Origin of the sequence: Streptococcus parasanguinis, assembly GCF_001074805.1 — a bacterium.
GTDB lineage: Bacteria > Bacillota > Bacilli > Lactobacillales > Streptococcaceae > Streptococcus > Streptococcus parasanguinis_A.
Map to the genome: position 1 here is coordinate 1 of NZ_JUPI01000020.1, position 11,500 is coordinate 11,500.

An 11,500-nucleotide genomic window follows, 5' to 3' on the forward strand; every position below is an offset into this window, starting at 1 on the left:
CTGCGTCTTGCTCGACAATCCAAAAATAATTGAGAGGCTAGGACTTTTGTCCCAGCCTCCTTTATTTTCTCCGCTCTGCATAGTCGACAAAATGAAACTTGTCTAATTTGTGTCGGCTTTCGGTGAACTGGAATTGCCGACCGTCTGCTAGGTGAACTTGGGAGCGGACCGTCACCACGTGTTGGTCTTTTCCAAGATCCAGTAAGATTTTATCGCGATTATCGATTGGTGAAATCAAGATTTCTTTCTTAGCATAGCCAATCTGCAATTTCAAGTCTTCTTCTATATAGTGGTAGATAGAGTGCTGGGCAATTTCCTTAGTAAGGCCAGGGGTGAGCTCTCTATCTAGGTAATCAATATCTAAGACTGAAGCGACGCCATCCACCACCCGTTGCCGGGTTACTTTCCAAACCAAACGGTGAAGGGGAAAACCTGTCTTTTTAGCTCCTTTTTCATCGATACTGATTTTTTCCAAACGAATGACATTGGTTTCTGAGTGAAGACCAGAAGCTTTGACGATTTCTTGATAGCTGGTTAATTGGGAAACGGGGAAGTCAAAGTGAGCTTGTCTAGAAACTTGCGACCCCATTCCTTGAACAGTCTCGATAAAGCCTTCTTCCTGCAAGAGCTTGAGGGCTTTACGGATGGTATCGCGACTGACCTGGTAGTGCTCTTTTAAGTCGTTCTCACTAGGCAGAAAATCCCCGACTAGATATTTTTCTTCTAGTATTTGCTCTTTTAAAATTTGGTAGATTTGTTGGTATTTTTTCATGATTTGGACTCGCTTGTCTGTTTTTTTGAATAACATTTTTGAAAGCGCTTGAAAATGCAAAGTCATTCCCTTATAATAAAAGAGGAAAAATTTTTAGGGATGGAGAAACGCATGAGAAAAAACGGTAAAAAGATTCGCCTACTGGGAGTAGCCGCCTTATTGGCTAGTCAGTTGGGGGTCTTTAGCAGTGCCCTCACGGTAGTTGCAGACGAGACCACAGCTTCGACTTCAGAGTCAGCGCTTGTGACGAACACTAGCAGCGAGGAAAGCTCGACAAATCATTCGACTTCTGCTACAACAACAACTACAGAAGCTACGACGAGAGCTTCGAGTGATAAAGAAGAGACATCTAGCAGTTCCTCAGACGCTACTGAGGAGAAAACGGTTAAGGTCGGGGACATTCAAGGGGAATCGCAACGCTCTCCACTGGAAGGCCAAAAGGTAGCCATCAAAAATGCAGTGGTGACTAAGACAGACCGCTATGGTTTTTATGCCCAAGATATTGAGTCGGATGGGAATAGCCGTACTTCAGATGGGATTTATGTTGTTTCCAAATACAAGGTGAAAGTCGGTGACAAGGTGAAAATCACTGGTACCGTCAAGGAAGGCTATATGGAAGAGGTTACCTTGGGAGCTGGGAAAACCTTTAAGGAACCAACGAATAGTTTAACGGTGACCATGCTGGTCGATGCTTGGATCACAAAAGATGGGACAGCCCCTCTTCCAGAAGCTGTGAATATCACTGCAGGCATGCCAGCAGATGTGAAGCCTAATCCGACTGCTTATGCTCCAGAAACCGATGCCCTCGATTATTGGGAAAGCCTGGAAGGAATGCTCACAGTGGTGAAGAAACCGCATGTCCTTGGTCCCCAGTACAAAGGAGATATCTATGTATTGGGAGAAGATTTCACAGGCCTTCCTTTAAACAATATTGGGGGTCTGAATCTACGACCACATGCGCAAAATACAGCGACGATCCCGATTTATGTTGGGAATCAGTTTGTCGCAAAAGCCAAGGATTACTTTACAGAAGATGTGACAGGAGTGGTAACGTATCGAAATAGCTTCTATAAATTAGAGCCCACTCAACAGTTGACGGTCCAAGATGGTGGCTTGCAGCGTCAAGCAGCTCAAACGCAACCAAGTGAGGACAAGCTGACCATCGCTTCCTACAATATTGAAAATTTCTCGGCCAACAATGCCAAAAATGAAACCCCAGAGGATAAGGTGACGCTGATTGCCAATTCCTTTATCCATGAAATTCACAATCCAGACATCATCACTTTGATTGAAGTTCAGGACAATAATGGTAGTGTGGATGACGGAACGACCAGTGGTGTTGAAAGTGGACGCAAACTAGCCAATCGGATCAAGGAATTGGGTGGCAAGAGCTATGAGTATACGGAGGTTGCTCCAGTAGATGGCGCTGACGGAGGAAAGCCTGGTTCCAATATTCGTTTGGGAATCCTCTACAATCCAGAACGCGTAACCTTAGCCAAAAAAGAGGCAGCAACTAGCAACGAGGCAGCACAATTTGACAAGGGACACCTGGTTAAAAATCCAGCTCGGATTGCCCCTAATGACCCATCGTTTGATCATACTCGCAAGTCCCTAGCCGTTGAATTTGAATTCAAAGGTCAACCAGTTGTGGTGATTGCCAATCACTTGAAATCAAAAATCGGAGATGATGCTATTTATGGTGCAAGTCAACCAGCAGTGGAACATACCTTGCCAACTCGTGAAGCACAAGCCAGTGTCATCCATCAATTCGTTCAAGAAGGCTTGAAGCAAAATCCGAAGACCACCTTTGTTTTGACGGGTGATTTTAATGACTACGATTTCTCAACCACAGCACAGATCCTTGCGGGCAACGAACTGACCAACTTAATGGCCCAACATGATGCAGGGGATCGCTATTCTTATTTCTACCGTGGAAGCAATCAAGTTTTGGATAACATTTTTATCTCAAACAACATGGCAGCCAAAGCAAGGTTTGAACCAGTCCATATCAATGCTTCCTTTATGAAGGAACACGGTCGTGCATCAGACCATGATCCTGTCTTGGTCCAAATCGACTTTAGTGGAGCACAAACTCCAGGAACGCCGACGGATGATCAACAAGGGAATACAGGACAACCAACGGATCAAACCAGCCCTTCCTCATCGAATACAGGATCTCAACTAGTCCCTCATCAGGCTCAAGCCAATGAACAAAAGAGTTCACCATCTGAAAGCAAAGAGAAGGGCAAGAACGAAGATGAGAAACAAGACGACAAGGAAGAGGTCGCAACAGAAACGAAGACACCAGGCAAACGGAAAATCCTTCCATCTACTGGACAAGAAACAAGCTATCTAGCTCTTTCTGGAGTGGCAGTAGCTACGATGAGTCTTGTCTTGTATAAAAAGAGAAAGACTACTCACTAACGTGTTTTATAAGAAAGATCTAAAAAAGGAGTCGCTGGCTCCTTTTTTTATCCTAAAATACAGGACAGATAGTCCCATATTGGAAACTGTACTAGGACAATGAAAAACACTGAAAAGAACAGTTTCTTTTCAAAAAGAAGCTTAAACTCTTTAAAATAGATGGAATCGTGTTATAATAAAATCATAAAACGTTTTCAAGAGAAGAGGTTCCTCAATGGAAAATGAAACAGTTGACTATGGAAAAGTAACAGGAATGGTACACTCAACAGAAAGTTTTGGTGCAGTAGACGGGCCTGGGATCCGCTTTATTGTCTTCCTTCAAGGGTGTCAAATGCGGTGTCAATACTGCCACAATCCAGATACTTGGGCAATGGAAACCAACAAGTCCCGTGAACGGACAGTGGATGATGTTCTAGAAGAAGCCCTCCGTTATCGTGGATTTTGGGGCGAAAAAGGGGGAATCACTGTCAGTGGAGGAGAAGCCCTCTTGCAGATTGACTTTTTGATTGCCCTCTTCACCAAGGCTCAAGAGTTGGGCATTCATTGTACCTTGGATACCTGTGCCCTTCCTTTCCGGAATACACCTCGTTATTTGGAAAAATTCGACCGCTTGATGGCGGTGACAGACTTGGTGCTTCTGGATATCAAGGAAATCAATGATGAACGACACAAAATTGTGACCAGCCATACCAATAAAACGATTTTAGCTTGTGCCAAGTACTTATCTGATATTGGAAAACCAGTCTGGATTCGTCACGTTTTAGTCCCAGGTTTGACAGACCGAGATGATGATTTGATCGAGCTTGGAAAATTTGTTAAAACCCTTAAAAATGTTGATAAATTTGAGATCCTTCCTTACCATACTATGGGGGAATTCAAATGGCGTGAATTGGGCATTCCGTACAAATTGGAGGGTGTGAAACCACCGACAAAAGAACGGGTCCAAAATGCAAAAGATTTGATGGAAACAGAAAGTTACCAAGATTACCTGAAACGGGTCAAAGGATAAAAAGTATAGACAGTTGGGCCTTCCAGCTGTCTTTTCTATTGAAATGCACAACTATTCCCTTTCTTTAAATGGCAAAACGTGCTAAAATAGAGTGAATCTATAAATGAAATAAAGAGGTAGAAACATGTCAAAAATTCTCGTTTTTGGTCACCAAAATCCTGACTCAGATGCTATCGGCTCATCTGTAGCTTTTGCTTATCTTGCAAAAGAAGCTTATGGTTTGGATACAGAAGCAGTGGCTCTTGGAACTCCAAATGAAGAAACAGCTTTCGTATTGGACTATTTTGGTGTGGAAGCACCACGCGTCATCACATCAGCTAAAGCAGAAGGTGCAGAGCAAGTCATCTTGACAGACCACAACGAATTCCAACAATCTGTTTCAGATATCGCTGAAGTAGAAGTTTACGGTGTAGTGGATCACCACCGTGTGGCTAACTTTGAAACTGCCAGCCCACTTTACATGCGTTTGGAACCAGTAGGATCAGCATCTTCTATCGTTTACCGCATGTTCAAAGAACACGGTGTAGCAGTGCCAAAAGAATTGGCAGGTTTGATGCTTTCAGGTTTGATTTCAGATACCCTTCTTTTGAAATCTCCAACAACACACCCATCTGATAAAGTGATTGCGCCAGAATTGGCTGAATTGGCTGGTGTCAACTTGGAAGAATATGGTCTTGCAATGCTCAAGGCTGGTACTAACTTGGCAAGCAAATCAGCAGAAGAATTGATCGACATCGATGCTAAGACTTTTGAATTGAACGGAAATAACGTTCGTGTGGCTCAAGTGAACACAGTTGATATTGCGGAAGTTTTGGAACGCCAAGCTGAAATCGAAGCAGCTATCCAAGCTGCCAATGCAGCTAACGGCTACTCTGACTTTGTTTTGATGATTACAGACATCGTCAACTCAAACTCAGAAATCTTGGCTCTTGGTGCCAACATGGATAAGGTAGAAGCAGCCTTCAACTTCAAACTTGAAAACAATCATGCTTTCCTTCCAGGTGCCGTTTCACGTAAGAAACAAGTGGTTCCTCAATTGACTGAAAGCTTTAATGCATAATGATAAATGGGGAAACCCATTATTAAAAAGGAGTTTCGGCTCCTTTTTTTCTAGGAGAGAAATATGCTAGAAAATGGTGATTTAATCTTTGTGAAAGATGATTCGGATATAGGGCAGGCCATCCAGGCATCAACTGGCAACTATAGCCATGTGGCCATCTTTTTGGACGGATTCATTTATCATGCCACGGTAGAAGGTGGCGTCCTTTCCCAGTCCCCTGAAGATTTCTTTGAAGCTGAGAAAGTATATGACCTTTATCGCTGTGCGGAGATTGATTGTCCAGAGGTCAAAAAGCGAGCAGAGAGTCTTTTAGGGGCTCCCTACAATGCGTCCTTTTATCAGGATGGAGATGGTTATTACTGTTCCCAGTTCATTGCTGAACTACTTCCTATTTTTGAAACCATTCCCATGAAGTTTGGAGATGAGGAAGAGGAGATTAGTCCGTTCTGGCTGGATTACTACAAGGAGCTCGGTCTAGCCGTTCCTCTAGATCAGCCCGGGACCAACCCGAGTCAGTTAGCCCAATCTCCACTGCTACATTTTAAAGAAAGGTATTTGGATGATTTGGATTCATGAAATAACAATCTGAAACTTTGATACAGTTTATAAGAGTTACATCAAACTAAAGAAAAATAATTTTTTAATCCTTTCCTCACAGCGGAAAGTCTCGATATATTATTTCCTGATTTTAAAAATATGTTCTACCTTAGAATACAACTTGTAAAAGTTGTATTTTTTATTTTAATATCCTCTGGATGTTTCTTGTATAGACAGATAAAATATGATATACTGCAGCAAAAACTAACCACTGGTTAGTTTTTCTGGAAATTAAAGGAGGAAGTAAATATGTCTTTCTTGTATCGTTTATTAACACGTACAAAACAAATCAGTCCACATATAAATAAGTTTGAGTTCGAATTGGGCATTTTTGTTGTCAGCATATGGCTAGTTGAATCATCTGGTCGCTTTTATGTGATTGATACGGGAATGCGAGGAATGGAGAAGTACGCTGCCCAGTTTTTACTCCCACAAAAAATTGAAGCAATTTTTCTGACCCATGGACATCCAGATCATATCAAAGGTTTGCTCTATCTTAGACAGCACTTTGGGAACATCCCGACTTTAATCAGTGAGAAGGAATTCCCCTATATTTCAGGCAAAGAACCTTTTCCTAATAGAAAAGAGACGGAAAAAGTGATTTTTGATCCGGCTACTTTTATAACTGTTGAAAGTCAAGAAGGTCAAGACTTGATAAGTAGTGCAGGACTAAAACCCCTATTTTCTCCTGGGCATTCCCCTGGTCATGTTGTTTATTACCATGAAGAGGATCAAGTTTTAATCGCTGGAGATCTTTTCACAGCTACGAGAGGTGGAAAGTTGCGTCCACCAATGAAAGGATATACAGCAGATATGAGACAAGCTTTAGCTAGTGGTGAAAGAATTCTCAATAGTTATCCGCAGGCACTTGTTAGTGTTTGTCATGGTAGTGAGGTAAAAGATGCAGTACGAGATTTTGAGGCATTGAATGGGTTTAAAGGGAGTTTGTAATGGCAAAGGATACAAGGTCCAGAATTATCAGAGTAGCAGAGGAAATTTTCCGAAAAGAACCTTACCAGAAGGTGGGAATTAGGCAGATTGCTCAAGCTGCAGGATGTTCACATACAGCTATTTATCAGTATTTTAAAAAGAAAGAGGATATTTTATATGCAGTAGCGGAAAAACCGTTAACTCATCTCTATCATACTTGCTTAGAAATCAGCCATTCCAAGCAGACTGATAAAGAACGTCTGCTCCAAATCTGTCAAACATATGTGGATTTTGGGTTTAGAGAACGAAGTTTTTATGAATTATTGATTTTTTACCGTGGAGAGCATGAAGATCCAGGCGATTGTTCGCAACCGTTGATGCAATTGAGAATGAAAAGTTATCGTTTATTGGAAGAAGCTATTGATGTCTTTTTACCGAAAGACTTATCTGATGCAGAAGTGCTAAATATTCGTAGTGGAATCTTTATTTTTTTACATGGCCTAGTGAGTATCTACAGTAGGGACAATGAAGAATGTCCAGAACGCATTAAGCAACTACTGACTGATTTTATTTCTTTTAAAATAATAGAAATGAAATGAGTTGGAATAACTTATGGGGCTTCTACAGTAAACTTGGATTGAAAAAACTAAGTTCTTTTATTGCCTTATTTTCCCCTCTTGCCTGCCTATCTATAAATTGAAGATTTTGTCCTTTGGTATTGATTTCGCTTAAACTAATTTTTATGTTACAATAAGAACGAACCGATAAAACAGTAAACGAGACCTATTCATGATTACAATCATTAATCCCATACGTTTGACACGTCAGCCATTTTTCAAGGACTTGATCAACTTTTTGGATCAGCACGACGATGTGATCCTGCGGCAAATCAAGGCCCAATTTCCAGATCAACCAGTGGATAAGCTGATGGAGGAGTATATCAAAGCGGGCTTCATCCTTCGAGAAAATAAACGCTACACCCTCAACCTGCCCTTCTTGAAGTCAGCTGATCTTGTTGACTTGGATCAGGAGGTCTTTGTTCGAGAGGACAGTGCAGTTTATCAAGAATTAAAAGCCAAGGTCTTCCAAACGGAACTCCGCAACACGACCAATGAAGCGATTCTCATAGAGGAGACGGACTTTGCACGAAATGCACAGACCCTTTCCAATTACTTCTACAAGGTTGCCCACCAATATCCATTGACAGAGGAGCAAGAAAAGCTCTATGCTATTTTGGGCGATGTCAATCCTGAGTATGCTCTCAAGTATATGACTAGCTTTTTGCTCAAATTTCTCAAAAAAGAAGTAGTCCAGCAAAAGCGCAAGGACATCTTTGTCGATAGTTTAGAAATCTTAGGCTATATCCGCAAAAATGATGAAGGCAAATATGAATTAGCAGTGGACTTGGATAAGGAAAGACTGATGTTTATCAAACAATAGAAAGAGGCTAGGAAAACTTCCTAGCCTTGTTTTTTTGATTATAGATAACGTTCAGCGATGGCGGCGTCACCTGGATACTCTTCTTTTACGCCGTTGACAATTTGGTAGCAGTCCGCTCCTTTTCCGGCGATAATGACGGCATCTTCAGGCTTGCTGGTTGTTGCCATAGCCAGTTGAATGGCTTGCTCTCGATCTGCGATTTTCTCAACAGGGCGCGTGATGAAGCTGCTAATCTCTTCAGCGATAGCCAAAGGATCTTCATAGTTGGGATCATCAGCTGTGAGGAAGACTTGGATCTCAGGATGCTCTTCTAAGAGTAAGCCAAAGTCCTTGCGGCGGCTCTCTCCCTTATTACCAGTTGATCCAAGTACCAGTGAAATGGTCCCTGTTTGATGGGTTTCGACAACTGAGAGCAGTTTTTTCAAGCTATCTCCATTATGGGCGTAGTCGATGAAGACCTTAGCGCCATTTTTCTGAGTCAAGACTTCCATTCGGCCAGGAACACGCGTCTTAGCAATTCCCTCTTTGATGTCTTCAAGACTCGCACCTAGACGAAGGCAGGCAAGACCTGCAGCCACAGCATTTTCTTGGTTGAAATGTCCAATCAGTTGGATTTCATAGTTTCCAGCTAATTTACCAGTGGCTGAGAAGCTGAAGGCCTTAGAGTTTTCAATTTGATTCTCAGACTGGCTTCCATAAAAATCGTGGTCTTGGTTCGCGACTTGGTCCGCTAAAACTTGGAAATGATCCATATCACTATTGATGACAACGGCTTGGCTGTTCTTCATGAGGAGACGTTTGTGGTAGAAATAATCCTCAAAAGTTGGGTGTTCAATCGGTCCAATATGGTCAGGACTGATGTTGAGAAAAACACCAACGTCAAAGGTCAGACCGTAAACTCGTTTTACCAGATAAGCTTGACTGGAAACTTCCATAATGAGGTGGGTCCGATCATTGGCTACTGCCTCAGCCATCATGGCAAAAAGATCCAAGCTCTCTGGAGTTGTCAGGGTCGATTTAAAGAAGTTTTTACCATCCAGCGTCGTATTCATAGTCGACAGCATAGCTGGTCGGTGACTTTGTTCCAAAATATGGTAAGCAAAATAGGCCGCGGTTGTCTTTCCCTTAGTCCCTGTGAAGGCCAATAGTTTTAATTGTTTCTCAGGGTGCCCATAAAACTCCATGGCAATTAAGCTCATGGCCTGTTTGATATTATTGACGAGGATGGCAGGAATACCAACTTCATAATCTTTTTCAGAGACATAAAAGCCGAGTCCATTAGAAATAGCCTGTTCCAGGTATTCTTTTTTGAAACTCGCCCCTTTAACAAAAAAGAGGGTACTAGCAGAAACCTTACGGCTATCATAGCTAATGGCATCAAAACTTGTTCCTTCTAGATGGTAGTAGTATTCACCATTTACTAGAACTTCTCGGAAATTTTGGTCATGTTTTAAAATGTTGAGGGTTTGTTCAATTGTAATCATAAAACTATTGTAAACCTAAAGTCCCTATTTTACAAGTGTCATGGAAAAGTTTATAATGAAGAGAAGAAGAAACGAAAGAGGACACCAATGAGTCACGAACAAAATGACCAGCAAGCCCAGATGCTACGCGGGACTGCCTGGATGACAGCCAGCAACTTTATCAGCCGTTTGCTAGGAGCCGCTTATATTATTCCTTGGTATATTTGGATGGGGAAATATGGGCCACAAGCCAATGGTCTTTTTACAATGGGCTACAATATCTATGCTTGGTTTCTCTTGATTTCGACAGCTGGAGTGCCCGTAGCTGTTGCCAAGCAAGTAGCCAAATACAATACCCGGGACCAAGCCGATCATAGCTTTGCTTTGATTCGGGGCTTCTTGAAATTTATGGGAATTTTAGGCCTAGGATTTGCCATTCTCATGTATCTTATGTCTCCTGTCTTTGCGAGTCTTTCAGGTGGGGGAAAAGAGTTGATTCCGATCATGCAGAGCCTTTCTTGGGCTGTCTTGATCTTTCCTTCGATGAGTGTCATTCGGGGATTTTTCCAAGGTTTTAACAACATGAAGCCTTACGCCATTAGCCAGATCGCTGAACAAGTCATCCGGGTCATCTGGATGTTGCTCACGACCTTCTTCATTATGAAGATTGGCTCAGGTGATTACGTGCAGGCTGTGACGCAGTCGACCTTTGCGGCCTTTATCGGGATGGGAGCGAGCCTTCTGGTGCTCTTTTATTACCTTGCAAAGACAGGTTTGCTCTCTTCTATTTTTAGAAAGCAAGAGGGAAGTGAAGGGATTGACACTCGGGCTCTCTTGATCGATACGATTCGTGAGGCCATTCCTTTTATTATCACAGGTTCCGCGATTCAGCTCTTCCAAATTGTTGACCAGATGACCTTTATCAATGTCATGTCTTGGTTTACAGACTATAGTCAAAAGCAGCTCTTGGTCATGTTTAGTTATTTCTCTGCTAATCCAAACAAAATTACCATGATCTTGATCGCAGTAGCGACTTCGATTGGGGGAGTTGGGATTCCTCTTTTGACAGAGAATTATGTGAAGGGGGATCTAAAAGCGGCTGGGAAGCTCGTACAGGATAACTTGACCATGTTGCTCGCTTTCTTGCTTCCAGCCACCTTTGGTGCAGTAGCAGTCGCAAAACCACTTTATACGGTTTTCTATGGGCAACCAGATAGCTTGGCCTTGGGACTCTTCATCGTAGCGATGTTGCAGACGGTAATTCTCGGTCTTTACACGGTCTTATCGCCAATGATTCAAGCTCTCTTTCAAAATCGCAAGGCCATTCGCTACTTCCTTTATGGTGTAGTGGTGAAATTAGTCCTACAAATTCCATTTATTTTGGTCTTTCGTTCTTATGGGCCGCTTTTGTCAACGACCATTGCGTTAATGGTGCCAATTGTCCTCATGTATCGAGAGATCCAAACCATTACTCAGTTTAATCGAACCATTGTCTTCAAGCGGACCTTACTGGGTTCTATCCTGACTGTGGTGATGCTACTTGGAGTCTTGATCGCCGGCTTGATTTTGGGCTGGATTTTCCCACCAAATGGCCGTGTATCGAGCATGATTTATATCATCGTCATTGGCGGATTAGGGGTTGTTATCTATGGAGCCTTAGGATTATGGCTACGGTATTTTGACCGCTTTATCGGAGGTCAAGCTGCACGTCTCAGACAAAAATTCCGCATCAAATAAACCTGAGAGGCTGGGACAAAAGTCCTAGCCTCTCAATTATTTTTGGATTGTCGAGCAAGACGCAGTGG

At 42.4% G+C, this 11,500-nt stretch carries 10 protein-coding genes; 8 read left to right on the plus strand and 2 right to left on the minus strand.

What is annotated here, in order from left to right:
- Positions 1–61: 61 nt before the first annotated feature.
- Entirely contained in the window at positions 62–772 is a 711-nt protein-coding gene (gene treR, locus ADI76_RS01705) for a trehalose operon repressor (protein ID WP_049514292.1), read from the minus strand.
- Positions 773–883: 111 nt separating this feature from the next.
- On the opposite strand from treR, the gene ADI76_RS01710 reads away from it, so the two are divergent.
- From ADI76_RS01710 to ADI76_RS01740, 7 genes are all read left to right on the plus strand, one after another.
- Positions 884–3,196, plus strand: a complete 2,313-nt coding sequence (locus ADI76_RS01710; protein ID WP_049514286.1) for an endonuclease/exonuclease/phosphatase family protein — start codon at positions 884–886, stop codon at positions 3,194–3,196.
- A gap of 214 nt (positions 3,197–3,410) precedes the next feature.
- Complete coding sequence (pflA, locus tag ADI76_RS01715; RefSeq protein WP_003005017.1) at positions 3,411–4,205, plus strand: pyruvate formate-lyase-activating protein; 795 nt, start codon at positions 3,411–3,413, stop codon at positions 4,203–4,205.
- Between the two features lie 124 nt (positions 4,206–4,329).
- On the plus strand, positions 4,330–5,265 hold the full coding sequence (locus ADI76_RS01720; RefSeq protein WP_003005572.1) for a manganese-dependent inorganic pyrophosphatase: 936 nt from the start codon (positions 4,330–4,332) through the stop codon (positions 5,263–5,265).
- Between the two features lie 63 nt (positions 5,266–5,328).
- Positions 5,329–5,841: a YiiX/YebB-like N1pC/P60 family cysteine hydrolase gene (locus ADI76_RS01725; protein ID WP_049472483.1), complete on the plus strand. Its 513-nt coding sequence runs from the start codon at positions 5,329–5,331 to the stop codon at positions 5,839–5,841.
- A 270-nt stretch (positions 5,842–6,111) separates the two neighbouring features.
- The gene (locus tag ADI76_RS01730) at positions 6,112–6,813 is read left to right on the plus strand and encodes an MBL fold metallo-hydrolase (protein ID WP_049472484.1); all 702 of its coding nucleotides are present in this window, start codon (positions 6,112–6,114) and stop codon (positions 6,811–6,813) included.
- Positions 6,813–7,391, plus strand: coding sequence for a TetR/AcrR family transcriptional regulator (locus ADI76_RS01735; RefSeq protein WP_049472485.1), 579 nt, complete (start codon positions 6,813–6,815; stop codon positions 7,389–7,391). Before ADI76_RS01730 ends, ADI76_RS01735 begins: the two co-directional genes overlap by 1 nt.
- 190 nt (positions 7,392–7,581) lie before the next feature.
- Positions 7,582–8,232 (plus strand): DUF1803 domain-containing protein, encoded by a 651-nt coding sequence (locus ADI76_RS01740; RefSeq protein WP_049514288.1) that lies wholly within the window; start codon positions 7,582–7,584, stop codon positions 8,230–8,232.
- Positions 8,233–8,270: 38 nt separating this feature from the next.
- On the opposite strand, the gene ADI76_RS01745 is transcribed toward ADI76_RS01740, so the two are convergent.
- Complete coding sequence (locus ADI76_RS01745; RefSeq protein ID WP_049472487.1) at positions 8,271–9,716, minus strand: UDP-N-acetylmuramoyl-L-alanyl-D-glutamate--L-lysine ligase; 1,446 nt, start codon at positions 9,714–9,716, stop codon at positions 8,271–8,273.
- A gap of 87 nt (positions 9,717–9,803) precedes the next feature.
- Between ADI76_RS01745 and ADI76_RS01750 the strand changes: the two genes are divergently transcribed.
- On the plus strand, positions 9,804–11,432 hold the full coding sequence (locus ADI76_RS01750; RefSeq protein WP_049514290.1) for a putative polysaccharide biosynthesis protein: 1,629 nt from the start codon (positions 9,804–9,806) through the stop codon (positions 11,430–11,432).
- Positions 11,433–11,500 lie beyond the last annotated feature (68 nt).